Source organism: Pseudovibrio sp. Ad37, assembly GCF_001623075.1.
In the GTDB taxonomy this organism is placed as follows: domain Bacteria; phylum Pseudomonadota; class Alphaproteobacteria; order Rhizobiales; family Stappiaceae; genus Pseudovibrio.
On the sequence record NZ_LMCF01000001.1, the window covers coordinates 13,742 to 33,258 of the forward strand.

Below are 19,517 nucleotides of genomic sequence, written 5' to 3' on the forward strand. Positions count from 1 at the left end.
ATACAACTAGCGCCCTTCTATCGCAACCAGCGGCTTGACAAAAACCGCGATTAGACCCACCAGTACCGGGATGAAAGTGGAGAGTTGAGCTATGAGCACCGCGCAAAAACCAAGCAACGCCGCCAAAAACCCGGCACAAACCACAATCGACCCGGCGGAAGTTGCGCATTTCTCATCAATTGCATCGGAATGGTGGGATCCCACTGGAAAGTTTCGCCCTCTCCACAAATTCAGCCCAGTTCGCATCTCCTATATCAAAGAGTACGCCTGTGACCACTTTGGTCGAGACGAAACATCCCCTAAGGCACTAGAAGGACTACGGATTTTGGACATCGGCTGCGGCGGTGGCCTACTCGCTGAGCCCATGGCTCGCATGGGTGCAACCGTTGTCGGAGCAGATGCATCTGAAACCAACATCAAAGTCGCCACACTTCATGCACAGCAATCTGGCCTCAACATCGACTATCGCGCACAAACCGCTGAATCTCTAGTTGAGGCAGGCGAACAATTCGACATCGTGCTCAACATGGAAGTCGTGGAGCATGTTGCAGACGTTCCACTGTTCATGAACTCCTGTGCAGATCTTGTGCGTCCCGGTGGAATGATGTTCGTTGCAACTATCAACAGAACTCTGAAAGCCTATGCCCTCGCGATTGTCGCGGCTGAACGCGTTCTCCGCTGGTTGCCAAAAGGCACCCACCAATATGAGAAGCTGGTTCGCCCGGAAGAGCTGGAAGCACCCCTCAATGAATCCGGCATGAACATTTACGAGCGCTGCGGAGTGAGCTTCAATCCGCTGACAGACAGCTGGTCCAGAACAACCGATCTGGATGTAAACTACATGGTAATAGCTCGGAAGCCAGAGTAACAGCTGGCATCCAATGACTAAGGAGAATGAAAATGCCAGAAACAGCACCTGCAGAAACTGTCGTTTTCATTCCCGGCCTTACCAGCACCGGCACTTTGTTCGGCCCTCAGATCAACTCTCTGAAAGAGCGCCCAATCATCATTGCCGAAACCTGCGCCATGGACTCCATAGGGGCCATGGCACAAAGGCTGCTGGATCACGCCCCAGAAAAATTCGCTCTCCTCGGCATGTCCATGGGTGGTTACGTCGCTCTGGAGGTGATTCGACTGGCGCCTGAACGTATCAGCCGTCTTGCGCTCATAAACACCAACGCCAGAGGCGACACCCCCGCCCAGACGCAACTTCGCCATACACAGATCGAGATTGCGAGGAAGGGAGGCTTCCACAAAATCGCCTCCATGCAATACCCTCAACTTGTCCACCCTGCCCGCCACGACGACACAGCGCTTCGGCAAGTGGTTTTCGATATGGCTGCTGATATTGGCGCTGATAACTTCCTGAAGCAGCAAAACGCAATCATCAACCGCCGAGACCAAAGACCGGACCTTCCGGCAATCCAGTGCCCGGCGATTATCGTTGCAGGCGAAGAAGACAGTTTGCTTCCGCTGGATAGATGCCGCGAAATGCATGACGCAATACCAAACAGCAAGCTACACATCATCCCGGATTGCGGTCATCTGTCTACACTGGAACACCCAGTCCATACCAGCGAACTCATTCAAGACTGGTTGGATGCGTAGCTACGCCTGCAAATTTAACTAGTTCTTCAGAAAAAAGCCGCTGAAATCCCTTAGAATCCAGAATATCATTTTGCCAATATTAGCGCCTATAAACAGGAGGGTGTACGCGGCGTAAGTTACCGGCAAACGAGCTTCTTCCAACTTCCCTGATCGCTCGAAAGATATTGTCTCAAGACCTAGATCGCCGCCCGAGAACTTGATCAAAGTCCGGAGGAGACACGATGTTAAACATCGACAAAGAAATGAAGGAAGCAATGGAGCGCTGGACCGTTGCGACAGATGGACTGCCTTGGCAAGGCTGGTTCTGGGCGCAGGGTGGAGACCAACTTTCCAACACAGCGTTGGAGCACGCAATTTCCAACAACAAGTCCATGCTTGAGAACTATCAGGCAATCATGCATGCAAACATGTCTTTCTTTAACAAGCGCATGAAAGCCAACACAGATTTCGTTCAGGAAATCTGGGATTGCCCAACTGGCATTGAGTTCTCAAAACTTGCCAGCGACTTCATGCAGGAAGCTTTTGAAGATTGTCGGCAGGAAGGTGCCCGCCAGATGAACCAGATGTCCTCCACAATGAAGGGCACGGTTTCCAAAACGCAGAAGGCAACATCAGAAGCTTTGACAAGCATTGATGATCTGAAAGCAATGGCACAGGCCGCTCCAACAAAAGTACCGGCTAAACCTCGCCGCAGAGTGCCTCGCAAATCAACAAGCACACGCAGCCGGACAAAGAGCGCGGATAAACCGTCCTCCCCCCGAGCCCCGGGTAGAAAAGACGTGTCAGCCTGATTGAGTGACAGAACAAAAAAGGCGCCCTGCTAAACGAGGCGCCTTTCGTTTTACCATCATAACAACATAAGAAATCAGTTGCGGTCTTCTGGCAGCACTGGCAGCGGCATCAGTTCAATACCCTCTTCCAAAAGCTCCTGAGCATCATCGGGAGTAGTTTCTCCATAGATACCGCGCTCTTCGGTTTCGCCGTAGTGGATCTTGCGTGCTTCCTCGGCAAACTTATCGCCAACATATTCTGAGTTGGTCACAACCTGCTTGCGAAACTCTCGCAGTGCCTCCACCAGTTCCTTGGCTTTCTCAGGAACTTTTTGCAGATCAACAGCTGGGGTTGCCGTAGCAATAGGCTGCTCAGAACTCGCTGGGACAGTTCCACCACCTACCTTCTGTTCACTCGCAGCCTTTTCTGTAGCTTTAGCCTGCGCGGCAGCAACGGCTTTTGAAACCTGATGTTCGACCTGCGCCTTCTTCCGACTTCTCGAAGTAGAAACATTCGGCGCCATCAAGCGTTTATGGATCGATGCACTATCACAAAACGGGCACGTGACCAGCCCCAATTCTTTTTGCTTATCGTAGTCGCCAGAATTCCGGAACCATCCGTCAAATTCATGCCCGTCGTCGCAGGCAAGTGAGTAGTTAATCAACTAACCATCTCCCCATTGAGGGAAACAGTCACAACGGAAAACTCACGTGCATTTTCGATGGCAGGAATACGTCGACGTGCTTCATCCACTTTTGCCATTTCAAGTTCACCCAGCAAAACGCCCGGTTCATCATGATCAAGCTCTGCAATCACTTTGCCCCAAGGGTCAACCATCAAGCTATGACCATAGGTCTGGCGATCATCTTCATGTGTTCCACCTTGTGCAGCTGTCACAACAAAGGCACCGTTTTCAATCGCCCGCGCGCGTTGCAATACATGCCAATGCGCTTCACCAGTTTGCTTGGTGAAAGCAGCCGGACCAGTCAAAACCTGCGCGCCAGCCTTGGATTGCTCGCGGAACAGCGCTGGCTGACGGATATCGTAGCAAATCGCCATGCCAAGCTTGGCCACACCAAGATCAATAACAGGAGACACATTGCCTGCGCTGTAGCTTTCAGACTCGCGCCAGCTTTCTCCGTTTGGCAGATCCACATCGAACATATGGATTTTGTCATAACGAGCGGAGATCTGCCCTTGAGGAGAAATCATAAAACCGCGGTTGGCCAGCTTGTCATCTTCAAGCCGGATTGCCAGAGATCCGATATGGACCCAGATATTCAACTCACCAGCAAGCAAACCCAGTTGCTTCAAAAATGGATCATCACTTTCAAAACTGGAGGCAGCAAGTTGCGCTTTGCGGCTACGTTCCAGCACATTAGTCATCTCAGGCGTTTGCACATAAACCGCGCCTTCAGCAGCAGCTTCTCTTATCAACGCCTCACAGACATCAAGATTTTCGAGCGGGTTTCGTCCCGTTCTCATCTGGACACATGCAGCCACAAAACTTGTCATCAATTCTCACTTTCAAAGCGTAGTTCGCAATACGCTTCCTAAGCTTCTTTAAAGACCAACGCTCAGCAGACCATCGAGGTGCCCGCGGCGCTCCAATGCAAACAGGTCATCACAACCACCAATATGCTCAGTTCCGATAAAGATCTGCGGGAATGTGTTTGCACCATTTGCTTTGGCAATCATTTCCTTACGGATCGTTGGATCTTCGCTGTAGTTAAATTCTTTATAATCAACACCCTTCTCATCAAGAAGTCTTTTTGCGCGAGCACAGAAACCGCACATATCACGGGTGTAGATAGTAACTTGAGCCATATTCTTGTCCTTTGGATACACAGCGAAGGCCAATAGAAATTCAGCCATCAAAACTGAAGTCTATATGGCCCACGACCAAGTAAACCGCAAGACCACCTCAACTCAAGTTGATCACTTCGTTATATCGCATAGGCTGAAACAGCCTTTCAACAACACTCAATCACTATCATCAGACATATTTTCAGGATCGACCAGAGCAAAAACAAGTACATCAACCTGTTGCGCACCTGCAGCTTTCAAAACCCGAGCACATTCTTCAACGGTTGCCCCAGTCGTCAATACATCATCAACCAGCACCACATGAGCACCAGATACCTTTGGCAGAAAATGATCGGCAATTGCAAAGGCACCTTTTACATTGGCTGTCCTTGCCCCTCGTTTGAGCCCAACTTGCTGGTTGGTGCGCCGTGTTCGAACTAAACCGTCAAGAAGCACCTGTCCCGACAAATGACGACCAACGTCCTTCACCAGCAAGGCAGATTGATTATAGGTACGCTCTCGCAATCGCGAACTATGGAGGGGAACCGGAACAAGAAAGCTCTCAGCTTCGACAAGTTCTGCTGCTACATTGAGCATGCATCTGGCAAGAAACTTCGATAACCGTATCTCTCCATAAAATTTGAACTGCTTCACCAATTCTCGTGCAGGCCCATTGTAAAGGGCTGCTGCCCGGGCTCGATCATAATCAGGCGGATTAACAAGAGCAGTGGCACTCCAGGCGTTCGGTCCCAACTCATAATGCAACGGAACACCAAGCCGCTCACAATAAGGAGCCGAAATCAATTCCAGTGTCTGCCAACAAGACAGACACAAACCACCTTCACCCTGAACCAAATCGATACAAATCGGGCAGCTATGAGGAAACAGAGCATCCAGAACAAAGTTTAACCCCCGCCGTAAGTGAGAGGCCACCTTTATATTGCTTAAGCTGGGTTTGAGAGGTTGCTCAGCTCTATCCACTGCATCAGGCAACCACTCCAGAGAAGAAAACTTGTCGCTCATCTGTGCTCACCGTATATATCTGCAGCAGAAGTAAGCTAACAAAGCCTCCGTCGAACATCACTCCATGTTCAATGGGGTTATAATTTCCAATAGTGCACACGCAGCACAGTCTGGCCAAAGGCGCCCTCATGAGCGAACACACTCTCTTTGATCGTAAACTCATCGCACAACGTCGCATGACAGCATTGAAGAGAGCGCAAGAAGGCGCTGATTTCTTGATGAAGGCAGCTGCTGCAGATTTACAAGATCGTCTGGAGTTCATCAGCAGAGAGTTTGATTGCGGAGTTGATCTCGGCGGTCACACCGGACACATTTTTGAAGCACTGAAAGCATCAGGAAAAATCAAACACCTGCTACGAGCTGATCTGTTCGATGCAGACCCAAATCTGTCTGAGCCTGATTTGATTTTGGATGATGCAGTCCTGCCTTTCGCACCGGCAAGCCTGGACCTGATTGTGTCTTCACTTAACTTGCAGATGCTTGACGACCTTCCAGGAACACTCGTCCAAATTAAACGCGCCTTGAAACCAGATGGTCTTTTCCTCGGCCTGTTATTAGGAACTGACACGCTCGCTGAACTACGTGACTGTCTGATGCGCGCCGAAATGGAAGTCAGTGAAGGCGTATCGCCACGCGTCATCCCATTTGCAGATACAAGAGATCTCGGCGGCCTTCTCCAACGCGCAGGTTTCGCACTCCCAGTAACCGACATAGATCGGTTAACCGTCAGATACGACACCATGTTTGACTTGATCAGAGATCTGCGCGCAATGGGTGCAACGAACCCTTTGAAAGAACGCTTGAAGTCACCGACAAGCAAGAAGGTCTTCATGAAAGCGGCAGAGATCTATGCGCAGGATTACTCAGATGCAGATGGACGCATCCGTGCAACCTTTACTTTCGCATCTCTGTCCGGCTGGGCACCACATGAATCGCAGCAAAAACCTCTAAAGCCCGGCTCTGCAAAGCACAGCCTGGCTGAAGCTCTTGGAACAAAAGAAATAAAGTCCTGATTAGCCAGAAATTGCGGCAAGCAAAGTATCTGAGATGAACTGGAAGTTGTCCGAAATCGTGCTGCTAATTGCAGTCAGGCTGGCGGCAATGGCAAGAACAATCAAAGCGGCAAGAATGGCGTATTCAACTGCAGCGGCTCCGCGTTCGTCTTCGGTCATATGAGCAATCGTAAATCCACATTTCTGATTGTGATACGCTTTCTCATTCAACGCCATTACTGCCTCTTGTTCTCCGTGATCTCCCGCTAATAAGACACAAGGTCGATTAGATGCGGGATCAGCGGCTCATCTGCTGGTGGCATTTCATAATCACGTAAACGCACTGCCCGTACCCATTTCAGGTTTTGCCCCTCTGCCCCGTGAGGTGTGCCCGACCAGCGCCTACAAACGTAAAGTGGCATCAGCAGATGAAAATCTTCGTAAGTGTGGCTCGCGAAACTTAGGGGAGCAAGGCACTCTTTTTTAACTGTAATTCCCAGTTCCTCAGATAATTCACGGATCAAACAGTCCTCTGGTGTCTCACCAGCTTCGATCTTCCCACCCGGAAACTCCCAGAAACCTGCCATTGATTTACCCTCAGGGCGCTGAGCAAGCAGAATGCGGTTATCAGCATCAATCAAGGCACACGCCGCAACCATCACAATTTTCATTTATTTTCCCGTTTCACAAAGGACCACTCTGAAAACCTTTTGGAAACCATACCAAAGGTCCCGAGTGAAATTTTACTGATTTTCTTAAGGCTGGACATCGTTGCAGTAGTGATAAGCATAGGCTTCTCGATACCCGAGGGAATCGTAGAGCTCTACAGCAGCAGCATTATCTGCCACCACTTGCAGCCAAGCAGTTTCCGCCCCGCGCTTAGCCCCAAGACTCTGCACTTCGCACATCAAAGCGTAAGCCAACCCCTGACGACGAAACGCTTCAGCCGTCATCACACTAAAGATGCCGAGTAGATCGCCATCCACCACACCAAGCAGAACAGCTGCTGGAACACCATCTTCAGTTTCAAGCACCAGCGCGATCAGTTCGACAGTCACTCTTGAAAGCACATCATGAAGTGCCTGCTCTGTTTCACTCAGAGGCTCCCCACGCTTTGCACCGTCAACCTGCGCGTAACTAGAAATCCATTCATTCAGTGAGACTTCGGAGAGTTTGTACCCTTTAGGCACATCAGTATCGCCAAGCCCCCAGATGGATCGTGACAGCACCAGAGTCTCATCAACACGAGCATACTTCTGAGAGGTCAGCACCTGATCCACATCTGTTGGAACCAAAGGTGTCCAGCGAACATGGAACGCCATCTCAAGCCGTTTGAAGCGTGCTCGCGCGGAATCCAATCGTCTCTCAGCTTCATCACCGTCTTGGGCATCATAAAAATTCAGAGAGTTATTACGGCGCGCACTGCCACCTGGCGAGAGACGGGAAATCCAGCTCCCATCATGATGCGCCATGAGGCTGGGAAAGCAATTTAGATTTGCCTGCTCCAGCTTCAACACCGTTTCCAGATCGCAATTCGGTTGGCGAAGTTGAACCCGCTTAGCTTCTGTAGTCACCATTGATTGCCACATATTCCTTGGTGAGATCACAAGTCCAGACAGTAGCACCGCCACTTCCAATACCAAGATCAACCTTCAGGATGATCTCGTCTTCCTTCATGACAGCAGACGCTTCTTCCTCGCTATAGCCAGGATCACGCTCTCCCTCAACCGCAACACGGATGTCGCCAAACCAGATCGCAAGCTTATCACGGTCAGCAGGCTCACCCGCCTTGCCAACAGCCATCACGACACGGCCCCAGTTCGCATCTTCGCCAGCAAATGCAGTTTTCATCAAAGGAGAGTTTGCAATCGCCATAGCAATCCGCTTTGCAGAAGTATCGCTCTCAGCACCTTCCACTCGCACTTCAACAAACTTGGTCGCACCTTCCCCATCACGAACGATCATCTGAGCCAGCTCAAGCATCATGCTGGAGAGAGCTTTACAGAACTCCGCAAGACGCGGATCCGCAGCACCTTCAATCCAGTCCCCTCCGGCAGCCCCGGTGGCTGCCAGCAGCACAGTGTCAGAGGTAGAGGTATCACTATCAACCGTGATGGAATTAAAAGAGCCGCCCACGCACTCAGAAAGCAAGCTCTGCAAAGCAGGCGCTTTAATTGGAGCGTCAGTGAACAAGAAGCCAAGCATGGTCGCCATGTCAGGCGCAATCATACCGGCACCTTTGGCAATACCATTCAACGTAACCGTCGCATCACCCAACTTCACACGACGTGTGCTCATCTTAGGATAGGTATCCGTGGTCATAATCGCTTTGGCTGCGTCCATCCACTTGTCAGCGACTGCATCGGCCACCAGGCCATCAGCCACACCAGCAAATTTCTCAGCCGGTAGCGGCTCGCCGATCACCCCGGTAGACGCCAGATACAGCTCATCCGCAGCAAACCCGCTCGCCTTTGAGAGGATATCCGCAGAGAGCTGGACAGATGCGAGCCCCTTCTTGCCCGTAAACGCATTTGCATTCCCGGAATTGACCATGATCGCACGCGCAACACCTTTGGAAAGGTTCTGCTTGCACCAGTCAACCGGAGCACTCGTGCATTTAGATGTCGTGAACACACCAGCGATCTGAGCGGGCTCATCAAACACAGCAAGGAGAACATCAGTACGTCCTTCATACTTCAGACCAGCTGCAGCAGTTGCCATTCGAACGCCCTTAACTTCCGGAAGTTCTGGATAGGACTTGGGTGCGAGTGGAGAAATGGTCGCGAACATGAAAACCTCCCGAAGAAAACTGTGCCTTTGCAGCAAAAAAGTAGCCCCGGAAGGCCTAAGCCATCCGGGGCTACAAAAACAAGATGTTTTATTTCAATAATAAGCAGAGCTAATAAGCACAGGCCTATTATTTGCTTTCTTCAGCTTTTGGCTCATCAGCATCCGCACCAATGATTTCCACAGTGTTCTTGGCTTTCAGCTCTTCAAGCACCTCACGGAATTTCGCCAGAACCAGCTCCTGGCGGATCTGACCTTCAGCTGTTTCAAAGGCTGGAGCAGACTGTGTACGTGCTTCCTTGTTCAGAATAACGTGGTAACCGAACTGTGTTTGCACAGGCTCTTTTGTGAACTCACCCGCTTTCAAAGCAAAAGCAGCTGTTTCGAACTCAGGAACCATCTGGCCTTTTCCGAAGAAACCAAGATCACCACCGTTAGGGCCGGAAGGACCAGTGGACTTCTCCTTTGCAAGCTCAGCAAAGTCCGCACCACCTTCAAGCTGCTTGATGATGTCCTTTGCTTCATCTTCTTTTTCTACAAGGATGTGCGCTGCATTAATCTCTGGAGCACCCTGATAGTTGGCATACTCAGCCTCATAAGCGGCCTTAACTTCGTCTTCGGTAATAGCGCTCTGAATGTACTTCTGGAAATACGCATTGCGCAGTGCACGCGTGCGTTCAAATGCCATTAAGCGTTTAAAATCATCAGTTTCTGCAAGTTTTCCTTCTGCGCCAGCTTCTGCGAGCAGGTTCATCTCAACCAGCACATCGGTCAAAACCTTGCGCCATTCGGTTGGTGGAACACGCTGCAATTGCTGCGCGTAATCCTGAGCTGCATAAGCAAGATCTGCTTCTGTAATAACGCTGCTTCCGACCTTGGCAACTGGCTTGTCCAGATCTGGAGCCGCATCAGCATCCTGTGCCTGCGCTGCACTCAGCCCAATAACCAGAGCAGCAACAGCAGCTGAACTACCTAGGATCCCTGTAAATTTACGAAGCATAAGATCACTTTCTTTCCTGTTTATGGAGAGTTTAAAAAGAGTTGCAAAACAACAAAGCACTATATTGCGACGGCAACTGCCGTTGACAACCTTTCGGCCCACTCTTATCTCTCTGTCGCCTGCTTTTTTACTCGCAGGTGTTTAATATGCTGTGACCCAGATCAGACTCACAGAGTTTTGACTGGTTAGATCACGAATGTGAAGATTTTTAGGGCCCGACCGCGACGTGAAAAAACCGGCGCGCCCAAAGTAGGAAGGACCGCCACATGGTGGGGCTCGGCGCACTCGCTCGTAAGATATTTGGTTCAGCAAATGACCGTCGGATTAAGACACTCAAGCCCACAGTAGACGCTATTTCTGCTTTGGAGCCGGAAATGGAAGCTCTGACAGATGAACAGCTGAGAGCCAAAACTGACGAGTTCCGCGAGCAACTGGCAAACGGCGCTAAGCTGGACGACCTCTTGGTCCCGGCATTTGCAGTCGTGCGGGAAGCTTCCCGCCGCGTCCTTGGTCTTCGTCACTACGACGTGCAGCTCATCGGTGGTATGGTTCTCCATGCTGGAGAAATCACCGAAATGCGCACCGGTGAAGGTAAGACCCTTGTTGCGACTGCTCCAGTATACCTTAACGCATTGACAAGTAAGGGCGTTCACGTTGTGACTGTGAACGATTACCTGGCAACGCGTGATATCGAATGGATGGGTCAGGTTTACCGGTTCCTCGGTCTGACAACTGGTTTGATCGTCCACGGCATCTCTGATGAAGAGCGCAAAGCCGCTTATGCAGCAGACGTCACATACGGCACCAACAACGAATTCGGCTTCGATTATCTTCGTGACAACATGAAGTATGATCGCGAGTCCATGTGCCAGCGCCCGCATCATTATGCAATCGTGGATGAAGTTGACTCCATTCTCGTGGATGAAGCTCGTACCCCTCTGATTATTTCCGGCCCGCTGGAAGATCGCACAGACTTCTACAATCTCATCGATACATTTATTCCTCAATTGACTGAGGAGGACTTTGAACTCGACGAGAAAGCTCGCTCCGCAACCTTCACCGAAGCAGGTAACGAGAAGCTTGAGCAACTCTTGACAGAAGCAGATCTTTTAAAAGGCGAATCGCTTTATGACGTGGAGAACGTGACAGCTGTTCACCATCTTCAGCAGGGTCTGAAAGCGCATAAGCTCTTCCAACGCGATAAAGATTACATCGTCCGCAACGACGAAGTCGTTATTATTGACGAGTTCACTGGCCGTATGATGCCGGGCCGCCGTTTCTCTGAGGGCCTCCATCAGGCTTTGGAAGCAAAAGAAAAAGCTGCTATCCAGCCAGAGAACCAGACACTCGCGTCCATCACATTCCAGAACTACTTCCGCATGTACAACAAGCTGGCTGGTATGACCGGTACAGCAATGACGGAAGCTGAAGAGTTCATGGACATCTACAGCCTAGACGTGGTGGATATTCCAACCAACGTTGCTGTTCAGCGTGTCGATGACGACGATGAAGTATACCGTACAGTTGCCGAAAAATACGACGCCATTCAGGTTCTCGTAGATGACTGTCATGAACGCGGTCAGCCTGTTCTTGTAGGCACGACATCCATTGAGAAATCAGAGATGCTCGCCGACCTGCTCATCAAGAACGGCTACACTCAGATCGACGTGTCAGATCCGCTCGGCTTTGCAAGCATGTACACTGGTAAGGATGCAGGCAAAAAGAAAGTCTTTGCCGTTCTAAACGCTCGCTACCATGAACAAGAAGCAACCATCATCGCACAGGCTGGCGTGCCCGGCGCTGTAACCATCGCAACCAACATGGCTGGCCGTGGTACTGATATTCAGCTTGGTGGTAACGTTGAAATGCGTATCTCCACCGAACTCGGCGATATGGAAGCTGGCCCAGAGCGCACAGCGAAAGAAGTGGAAATCAAAGCTGAGATCGAGCAACTGAAGCAAAAAGCTCTTCAGGCTGGTGGCCTTTACGTTGTTGCGACTGAGCGTCACGAAAGCCGTCGCATTGATAACCAGCTGCGTGGTCGTTCTGGTCGTCAGGGTGACCCTGGACACTCCAAATTCTTCCTGTCCTTGCAGGATGATCTGATGCGCATCTTCGGTTCTGAGCGTATGGACTCCATGCTTCAGAAGCTTGGTCTGCAGGACGGCGAGGCAATCGTTCACCCTTGGATCAACAAGGCGCTGGAAAAAGCACAGCAGAAAGTGGAAGCTCGCAACTTCGACATTCGTAAAAACTTGCTGAAATTCGATGACGTGATGAACGACCAACGTAAAGTGGTCTTTGATCAGCGCCTCGAAATGATGGACCCTGAAGTTACTCAGGAAGCTGTTGCAGAAATGCGCGAAGAGTTCGTAGAAGATCTCGTCGCAGCACACATTCCAGAACGCGCTTACCCTGAGCAGTGGGACACACAAGGCCTTCAGGAAGAAGCACGCACAAAGCTGAACCTCGATCTGCCAATCATTGAATGGGCAAACGAGGAAGGCATTGCGGACGAAGAAGTCACTGCGCGCCTGAAGAAAGAAGCCAATCAGGTTATGGCAAGCAAGGCTGCAAACTACGGCCCTGACGTCATGCGTCAGATCGAACGTGCAGTCCTCCTGCAAACCATCGACAACCTGTGGCGTGAGCATCTGGCAAATCTTGATCACCTGCGTTCTGCAGTTGGTCTGCGTGGCTACGCACAGCGTGATCCACTTCAGGAATACAAAACAGAGTCCTTCACTCTCTTTGAAAACATGTTGAGCACTCTGCGCCAGACAACCACATCACAGCTGATGATGGTTGAGTTGGTTCAGCAGCAGGCTCCAGAAACACCACAGATGCCTTCCCATATGGAAGCTCATCACACCAATCCTTTGACTGGTGAAGACGAGATGATGGAAGCGGACCGCCAACTGGCTGAAGCACGTGCAGCATCTGCACCAGACGGTCGTGAATCCGATGACCCTGAAACATGGGGCCGTGTAGGTCGTAATGAGCCTTGTCCGTGTGGATCTGGCAAAAAGTACAAGCATTGCCACGGCGCACTTGTCTGATCCGACATTAATCAAGTTCAAGAAAGGGCTGCTTCGGCGGCCCTTTTTTATTACAGACTACCTCCCGCTTCACACCAAGGAAATCTGCACCAGAAAGGAGGGAGTATTCCCAAAACCTGAGAATGTTAATCTACGCTTCTTTCAGCTCTAATTTGTAAGAAGCGGCAAAACATGAACACTTCAAGCACGCTCGATTTTAACAAGGTCCTCCGACAGCTCACCCCAAAAACCAAACTGGAAAGAACACGAGCATCCGTTGAAGAGCATCTCGGACAGCGTATTGAAGCATTCTACGCACCTGCAAAAAACAGCTATCTGGCTCAACTCTGCGATGTGTACGGCAGCGACAAAGGCACCAATTGCCCGGAAACCACCCAGTTCAACTGGGAGCCTCACACCTACACCGATTTCTACAGCATGATTTTCGATCATTGTCGCGACAAGATCGCAAACGTGCTCGAATGCGGCATCGGTACGAATGACACCAGCTGCCTTTCAAACATGGGCAAAGAAGGTAAACCTGGCGCTTCCCTTCGCGTCTGGAGAGACTATTTCCCCAATGCTGAGATCACCGGCCTCGACATCGACGAAAAATGCTTGTTCTCTGATACCCGCATTCAGACTTATCAGGTGGATCAGACCAGCCAGGAAAGCATCTCAGGTTTTAAAAGCAACGCAAAGCCAGAGCTCTACGACCTGATCATCGATGATGGCCTCCACCATTATGAGGCGGGGATTGTCTTCTTCGAGAACGTTAAAGACCTGCTTGCAGACCATGGCGTCTACATGATCGAGGATGTGAACCGCCACGACATTCATCGCTATGCGGAGTACTTCCAAAAGCGTGAAAGCAAATTTAACTGTCGCTGCCTACTACTCTACCGGCAACATGTGAGCCTGCGCGACAACATGCTGGTTATGGTAACACGCAAGCATTAGCCTCACTCCGCACATAGCCCTCTGAAAAGCCAGATATTGACGACTCAACACTGTTATTCTAGTACTAGAATATATTCTTATTCTAAAGCTAGAATAGCATGTCTGAGAGCCTCACTGACAGCGAACTCCTCGTCCTCGGCCTTGTCTCCGAGATGCCCCGCCATGGCTATGAGCTGGAACAGGTCATCGAGCAGCGCGGGATGCGCGAGTGGACGCAAATCGGCTTCTCTTCCATTTACTTCGTATTGGGTAAGCTTGAGAAGAAGGGCCTCGTCACCTCAGAGAAGCCCACTGGTGCCAAAGCTAAGAAGAGCTTCCTCATGACCGAGGCTGGTCAAGAAGCACTCGTCACACAGACGCTCTCAGCCATCACCACAGTTCGCCCAACATATTCATCGTTACTCATGGGCATGATCCACTGGCCAGCACTGCAACGAGAACAGGCCCTAGATGCCTTAAGCCAGCGTAGCAAAGCAATCCAAATAGAACTCATCCGAATTGAAGGCATCCAATTAGACCAGCAGCCTTTACCTGATCACGTAGAAGCCCTCTTTGACTACTCCATCGCTCAACTCAAATCAGAGGCAGGTTGGCTGCAGAAAACTCTGGATTACATGACCTGCAAACCATGGAACACATGAGGACACAACGATGACCACGACCGATTTCAGAGACAGACTGTATGACCTATACCGCCCGCCAAGCGACCATTTCTCGTTTGTCGATGTTCCTGACATGCAATTCGCTGTGATCGATGGCAGCGGAAATCCTGAAGGGGCATCCTTCGCTCAAGCGATCAAATGGCTTTTCACCGTGATCTATCCCATCAAACGTGATGCGAAGAAGCGGATGGGAAAACGCTTTGCGGAACCACCTCTGGAATGCCTGTGGTGGGCCGACGATATGGCCGATCTCATCGCCGGCAACAAAGACAAGTTGAAGTGGCGTTTGATGATTGTCCTGCCTCACTGGACCGATGGCACTCTCTTCGCTCAAGGCGTAGAAGCCGTAATAGAGCGGTTCGGAGAAAAACCTGCGACATTGCAAAGAGGCATCCTGACAGAAGGCCGCTCAGTCCAAATCCTTCACAAGGGTCCTTATGAGGATCTCCGCAATGTCACCACAAAACTTCATCAGGAGTTTCTCCCAGAACATGCTCTAAAACCTAACGGACATCATCACGAAATCTACCTTAACGATCCAATCCGAACAGCACCGGAAAAGAGAAAAACGGTCATCCGGCAACCTGTGATCTGAGTGCTGTTTCAAGCCTCCATCTCGGACTCGACAAAGAATTGCAAGCATCTTCAAACCAAAAGACGTGAAACAACAGTATCTTACAACTTAATAATTCCTAGGCGATACTCCGCTACTATCCTGAAAAAACAAAACGAGCGGCAGCGGAGTTGTCAGCATCCGCGTCTCAGGAGCAAAAGATGGTCTCAGTTTTCTCGGGGAATGCATTTCATAAGTTTCTAACATTGATGTTAGTGAGCAGCATTTCAATGGGAATGCTGACACGGCTAGCCACGGCACAATCAGAAACCCCACCTTCTTCGCAAAAGGATAAGGCACCAGTCTCAGGCACGGCCTCTGAGCAACCAGTCACTCCCCAGGCACTCAAAGTGCCCCCCGGCTATTACAGTCAAGTAGACCAAAGCCTCGGCGTCCTGCTCTCCATCTACGATGCACCATCAGACGATGCAGCTGTTATTGTTCAACTGCCGGGAGATACAATTCTCAACTCCGACGGTGAACAAAAGCAAGTTGACGATCTACGCTGGCAACATGTCAGCCTCGGAGAGATAGAAGGTTGGGTTGAAGCCCAAAAGCTGAAAACCGCTATACCCGTCCCATTCGCCGGGACAGATCTTCCGGTTCTGGGCGTCTGCGGAGGAACTGAGCCGTCTTGGAGCATTGAATGGAACTCCAGCGTCGTAACTTACTCGAACATCACCGGACTGCTCCATCGCGTCCCGTTTCAGTCAGTAAAGGATGAAACAGACAAGAACACCACATTACTTCAGGCAGGTAATGAAAGCATCGATCTAAAAATGACCATCTCCGAGAAGCAATGCACCTTCACCCCACTGGACTCTTTCGTTTGGGGAGAGGCGGTCGCCACCATCACACAGCCTGGGCAAAAACCAGTAACACTCAAAGGGTGCTGCAGACCAGTCTCAGATGGCTACCGCTGAACCGCATCCAACTGCCCAATAAAAAAACCCGGGTCGCCCCGGGTTTAATTCTCTTAGCCTGTCATTCGTGACTTAGTTCACGACAACCTTGGCACCAATATCGACATTGTCATAAAGATAGGAAACATCTTCGTTGAACATGCGGATACATCCGGATGAAACAGCACGACCGATGCTCCAGTCCTCAGTGGTACCGTGGATACGGTAGATGGTTGCACCCAGATACAGCGCACGCGCGCCCAATGGATTGTCTGGCCCACCCTTCATGTAACGTGGAAGAGTACGGCCTTTTTTCGCTTCACGACGGCGCATTTCTTCCGGCGGCGTCCAGCCCGGCCATTTTGCTTTGCGGGTGATACGCTCGGTACCATTCCACTCAAAACCTTCACGGCCAACACCAATGCCATAACGCATCGCTTTGCCGCTTTTTCGCACGTGATAGAGATAGCGCTCTTCGGTATCAATGATGATGGTACCTGGCTTCTCATTAGTACGGTACGTGATCAGCTTACGCTTGAACTTACGGCGAGCTGAGTTGGATGCCATAGCAGGAGAATCTGGGAAGATGTCCCATTGGCGTGTGTCTGGATTCCACAGCTTGCCCGCGCTTGCCGGTGCTACAAACACAAAGCTAACCAACGTACAAATGACAGCAAATATTCCCTTGCGAAGATGTCCTCGCATCGTCACCCCCTGAAATTGGCGATAGCCCCTGACCCTGCGGGACCTGTCGAATTTTAAAAATAAATCAGCGCCGAGAAAGAACAAACTCTACCAAAAAAAATTCTCGGACCTCTGAGTTTCCATATGTTTCAAATTGAGACTGATTATCAACATCTGATAATCGATATCCAAGCAAAACCTCACTTCCGCGGGTCATTTGTTTCACTTTTTTCAATTTTCCTCATGCCAAGCAAAATTTTCGCTCAATTCTATCGGTTCGTCCGCTGATAAAAAAATCCTGCCTTAGCCTAAGTCACAGGTAAACCTCTGAATGAAAGGGGCATATAATACGCCCAATGGGAGGCCCTATATGAATATCGATAGTATCCAAGATGTAACCTGCCTGCCTTTCACCGCCTTTGGCCCTGAAAGCGCAGAACCAATTATTTTCATCCATGGCTTTGGTGGCGACGCCAGCACATGGCGCAATATTCAAGTTCAGTTAGAAAACAAACGTCGCACAATCGCGTTTGACCTTCCTGCACACGGACGTGCATTGGCCGATTTTGAGCCATGCAACGCTGTGGGCTCAGCAAAAGCCGTCGTGAAGTCTCTCGATGCGCTGAAGCTCGATCGCGTCCACCTAGTGGGTCACAGCATGGGCGGTGCAATTGCAACACTGATCGCCATGCGCAGTCCAGAACGTATTGCAAGCCTCACTTTGCTTGCTCCGGGCGGGTTCGGTCCAGAGATCAATGCAAAGCTTCTGCGCCGTTATGCAGTTGGCCAAACCGAAGCAGAACAACAGGTCCTGCTGGAACAGTTTGTTGGTCTTGAATTCGAACTTCCAAGAAAACTGGCAGAGTATGTTGCCACACAGCGTTCCACTCCGGGCGCTGCTGAAGCACTCAAAGCTGTATCAGGACTTATTCTGGAAGGCGAAAGTCAGGGCGTACTTCCAACTAGTAAACTCGGCGAGCTGCCAATGCCAATCAAGGTGGTCTGGGGCACACAGGACAAGATCTTGCCAACCCGTCAATGCCATAAACTGCCAGGACCAATCGCCTGCCACGTTTTCGATCGTGTCGGCCACATGGTTCACATGGAAATCGCGCAGGAAGTAATCCGACTTATTCTGGAAAACACCCGCTAAAGCCAAAATCCAACCTTTGTGCTGAGGTTTGACTAAAAAAGCGTGCCGGAGCTCTCTCTGGCACGCCTCTAAGATCGTCAACTTAAGCTGGTGGAAGCAGACCGTCTTTCCACGCCTGCCCGATCACCCGGCGCGCCATCATGTGCGAGCGTGGATGATTGATGCTATCAACCGCAATCAGTTTGCCTTTTTCCAGATATGCGACATAGAAGCTGTCGGAACTTGTATCCCCAACAAGCACTGCCTCATCATATCCATTAGACAATCCGGCAATCTGCAGCTTGATATGATGTTGGTCAGACCAGAACCACGGCAGAGGATCGTAGTCGTGACTGTGGTCATGGTCGGGATCAGTCAACGCAACAGCGACTGCTTTTGCCTGATCAATCGCATTTTGAACGCTCTCCAGACGAATGCTACGTCCATAGCGCTCTGAAAAGAAGCGAACACAATCGCCGCAAGCATAAACATCCTCGTGAGAGGTCTGCCCTGCTCCATCAACCAGAATGCCATCATCCACGTCCAGACCAGCGGCCTCTGCAAGCTCCGCATTCGGCACAGCACCAACCGCAGAAAGTACCAGATCACACGGAATTTCACTGCCATCAGCAAGTTTCACGGAAGAAAGCTTGCCATCAGTCCCTTCAATGCTGGTCACACCGGTTCCGCAAAAGAGTTCCGCTCCATTGCCGGAATGCAAACCATGGAAGAACGATGAGATATCGGGCGAAACCACACGCTTCAGCAGACGCTCCTGCGCTTCCAGCACAACAACATCCAGCCCCATGCTCTTTGCAACAGCCGTCACTTCCAGACCGATATAACCGCCACCGATAACAACAAGTTTCTTGCCAGGCACAAAGAGTTGCTTGATGAGCTCAACATCACCAATGGAGCGAAGCGTCACAACGCCTTCCAGCTCCGCACCCGGCAATGGCAAATCGCGAGCGCGAGTTCCGGTTGCAAGCAGCAACTTGTCCCAACTCACCTCTTCACCGCTTGCCAGCCTGACACTCTTCTTCTCCAGATCAATGCTATCAACATGCGCATTGACCTTCAGATCGATATTGTTGGTTTCATAAAACGCTTCTGGACGAATAAACAGCGCATCCGGCTCCACATCTCCACTCAGAAACTTCTTGGAGAGCGGCGGGCGTTGATAAGGCGGCTGAGGCTCGTTTCCAAGCATCACAAGCTCGCCTTCATATCTCTTTTGTCGAAGAGTTTGCGCGGCCTGCACACCTGCTTGTCCAGCACCCACCACAACAATCTTATTAATCATTCTCAAAACCCGTATTAGTCGCAGTCAAACAACACAGCAGATCCGTGTTGTCTGCTTTGCTCAACAAACCCGTACCGCAAAAGCAATGTGACGCTTAGCCCTAGCAAAAACCAGAGCAAGCGCCACATTTAAAATGAAAATTTGTGAAGATCTTAAGGTCGTATCTCTGAAAAGTGCCTTGCGGTTTTCAGAAAAAGATACGCCGGGCAAATCCCCAAAGCAGTTTGAAGCTGTCG

At 50.6% G+C, this 19,517-nt stretch carries 21 protein-coding genes; 10 read left to right on the plus strand and 11 right to left on the minus strand.

The genetic code is table 11. The features are described 5' to 3' along the window. Nucleotides 1–91 precede the first annotated feature (91 nt). The 3 genes from ubiG (at nucleotide 92) to PsAD37_RS00065 (ending at nucleotide 2,399) form a co-directional block, all read left to right on the plus strand. Nucleotides 92–868 carry a bifunctional 2-polyprenyl-6-hydroxyphenol methylase/3-demethylubiquinol 3-O-methyltransferase UbiG gene (ubiG, locus tag PsAD37_RS00050; RefSeq protein WP_057463462.1) on the plus strand — a complete coding sequence of 259 codons (777 nt, stop codon included), beginning with the start codon at nucleotides 92–94 and terminating at the stop codon, nucleotides 866–868. 32 nt (nucleotides 869–900) lie between these two features. Next, nucleotides 901–1,608 carry an alpha/beta fold hydrolase gene (locus tag PsAD37_RS00055; RefSeq protein ID WP_208991590.1) on the plus strand — a complete coding sequence of 236 codons (708 nt, stop codon included), beginning with the start codon at nucleotides 901–903 and terminating at the stop codon, nucleotides 1,606–1,608. A gap of 221 nt (nucleotides 1,609–1,829) precedes the next feature. Then, a complete protein-coding gene (locus PsAD37_RS00065) occupies nucleotides 1,830–2,399 on the plus strand; it encodes a phasin family protein (protein ID WP_063294422.1) in 570 nt (189 codons plus the stop codon). A gap of 74 nt (nucleotides 2,400–2,473) precedes the next feature. Here PsAD37_RS00065 and PsAD37_RS00070 read toward each other — a convergent pair whose 3' ends face one another. The 4 genes from PsAD37_RS00070 to PsAD37_RS00085 form a co-directional block, all read right to left on the minus strand. Continuing rightward, a complete protein-coding gene (locus PsAD37_RS00070; protein ID WP_063294423.1) occupies nucleotides 2,474–3,043 on the minus strand; it encodes a DUF1178 family protein in 570 nt (189 codons plus the stop codon). Then, complete coding sequence (locus tag PsAD37_RS00075; RefSeq protein ID WP_063294424.1) at nucleotides 3,040–3,894, minus strand: carbon-nitrogen hydrolase family protein; 855 nt, start codon at nucleotides 3,892–3,894, stop codon at nucleotides 3,040–3,042. Before PsAD37_RS00075 ends, PsAD37_RS00070 begins: the two co-directional genes overlap by 4 nt. A 48-nt stretch (nucleotides 3,895–3,942) precedes the next feature. Next, nucleotides 3,943–4,206, minus strand: coding sequence for a glutaredoxin 3 (gene grxC / locus PsAD37_RS00080; protein WP_063294450.1), 264 nt, complete (start codon nucleotides 4,204–4,206; stop codon nucleotides 3,943–3,945). Nucleotides 4,207–4,362: 156 nt separating this feature from the next. Continuing rightward, entirely contained in the window at nucleotides 4,363–5,208 is an 846-nt protein-coding gene (locus PsAD37_RS00085) for a ComF family protein (protein ID WP_063294425.1), read from the minus strand. 128 nt (nucleotides 5,209–5,336) lie between these two features. Between PsAD37_RS00085 and PsAD37_RS00090 the strand changes: the two genes are divergently transcribed. Continuing rightward, the gene (locus tag PsAD37_RS00090; RefSeq protein WP_063294451.1) at nucleotides 5,337–6,221 is read left to right on the plus strand and encodes a methyltransferase domain-containing protein; all 885 of its coding nucleotides are present in this window, start codon (nucleotides 5,337–5,339) and stop codon (nucleotides 6,219–6,221) included. On the opposite strand, the gene PsAD37_RS00095 is transcribed toward PsAD37_RS00090, so the two are convergent. The 5 genes from PsAD37_RS00095 to PsAD37_RS00115 form a co-directional block, all read right to left on the minus strand. After that, complete coding sequence (locus PsAD37_RS00095; RefSeq protein ID WP_057463468.1) at nucleotides 6,222–6,437, minus strand: Flp family type IVb pilin; 216 nt, start codon at nucleotides 6,435–6,437, stop codon at nucleotides 6,222–6,224. Nucleotides 6,438–6,466: 29 nt separating this feature from the next. Then, nucleotides 6,467–6,871 (minus strand): 8-oxo-dGTP diphosphatase MutT, encoded by a 405-nt coding sequence (gene mutT / locus PsAD37_RS00100; RefSeq protein ID WP_063286043.1) that lies wholly within the window; start codon nucleotides 6,869–6,871, stop codon nucleotides 6,467–6,469. 84 nt (nucleotides 6,872–6,955) lie between these two features. Further along, complete coding sequence (locus PsAD37_RS00105; RefSeq protein WP_063294426.1) at nucleotides 6,956–7,777, minus strand: N-acetyltransferase; 822 nt, start codon at nucleotides 7,775–7,777, stop codon at nucleotides 6,956–6,958. Further along, nucleotides 7,758–8,990, minus strand: coding sequence for a bifunctional glutamate N-acetyltransferase/amino-acid acetyltransferase ArgJ (gene argJ / locus PsAD37_RS00110; protein WP_063294427.1), 1,233 nt, complete (start codon nucleotides 8,988–8,990; stop codon nucleotides 7,758–7,760). Before argJ ends, PsAD37_RS00105 begins: the two co-directional genes overlap by 20 nt. A 127-nt stretch (nucleotides 8,991–9,117) precedes the next feature. Next, nucleotides 9,118–9,987 carry a peptidylprolyl isomerase gene (locus PsAD37_RS00115; RefSeq protein WP_063294428.1) on the minus strand — a complete coding sequence of 290 codons (870 nt, stop codon included), beginning with the start codon at nucleotides 9,985–9,987 and terminating at the stop codon, nucleotides 9,118–9,120. Nucleotides 9,988–10,253: 266 nt separating this feature from the next. On the opposite strand from PsAD37_RS00115, the gene secA reads away from it, so the two are divergent. The 5 genes from secA (at nucleotide 10,254) to PsAD37_RS00140 (ending at nucleotide 16,183) form a co-directional block, all read left to right on the plus strand. Continuing rightward, nucleotides 10,254–13,046 (plus strand): preprotein translocase subunit SecA, encoded by a 2,793-nt coding sequence (gene secA / locus PsAD37_RS00120; RefSeq protein ID WP_063294429.1) that lies wholly within the window; start codon nucleotides 10,254–10,256, stop codon nucleotides 13,044–13,046. A gap of 171 nt (nucleotides 13,047–13,217) precedes the next feature. Next, complete coding sequence (locus PsAD37_RS00125) at nucleotides 13,218–13,985, plus strand: hypothetical protein (RefSeq protein ID WP_208991591.1); 768 nt, start codon at nucleotides 13,218–13,220, stop codon at nucleotides 13,983–13,985. Between the two features lie 98 nt (nucleotides 13,986–14,083). Continuing rightward, the gene (locus tag PsAD37_RS00130) at nucleotides 14,084–14,626 is read left to right on the plus strand and encodes a PadR family transcriptional regulator (RefSeq protein ID WP_063294430.1); all 543 of its coding nucleotides are present in this window, start codon (nucleotides 14,084–14,086) and stop codon (nucleotides 14,624–14,626) included. Between the two features lie 10 nt (nucleotides 14,627–14,636). After that, a complete protein-coding gene (locus tag PsAD37_RS00135; protein WP_063294431.1) occupies nucleotides 14,637–15,242 on the plus strand; it encodes a GyrI-like domain-containing protein in 606 nt (201 codons plus the stop codon). Between the two features lie 254 nt (nucleotides 15,243–15,496). Then, complete coding sequence (locus tag PsAD37_RS00140; RefSeq protein WP_208991592.1) at nucleotides 15,497–16,183, plus strand: hypothetical protein; 687 nt, start codon at nucleotides 15,497–15,499, stop codon at nucleotides 16,181–16,183. 72 nt (nucleotides 16,184–16,255) lie between these two features. Here the strand turns inward: PsAD37_RS00140 and PsAD37_RS00145 are convergent, their stop codons facing one another. Beyond that, the gene (locus tag PsAD37_RS00145) at nucleotides 16,256–16,867 is read right to left on the minus strand and encodes a L,D-transpeptidase (RefSeq protein WP_063294433.1); all 612 of its coding nucleotides are present in this window, start codon (nucleotides 16,865–16,867) and stop codon (nucleotides 16,256–16,258) included. Between the two features lie 349 nt (nucleotides 16,868–17,216). Between PsAD37_RS00145 and PsAD37_RS00150 the strand changes: the two genes are divergently transcribed. After that, nucleotides 17,217–17,999, plus strand: coding sequence for an alpha/beta fold hydrolase (locus PsAD37_RS00150; RefSeq protein WP_063294434.1), 783 nt, complete (start codon nucleotides 17,217–17,219; stop codon nucleotides 17,997–17,999). An 82-nt stretch (nucleotides 18,000–18,081) separates the two neighbouring features. Here PsAD37_RS00150 and PsAD37_RS00155 read toward each other — a convergent pair whose 3' ends face one another. Beyond that, nucleotides 18,082–19,281, minus strand: a complete 1,200-nt coding sequence (locus PsAD37_RS00155) for an NAD(P)/FAD-dependent oxidoreductase (protein WP_063294435.1) — start codon at nucleotides 19,279–19,281, stop codon at nucleotides 18,082–18,084. Nucleotides 19,282–19,517 lie beyond the last annotated feature (236 nt).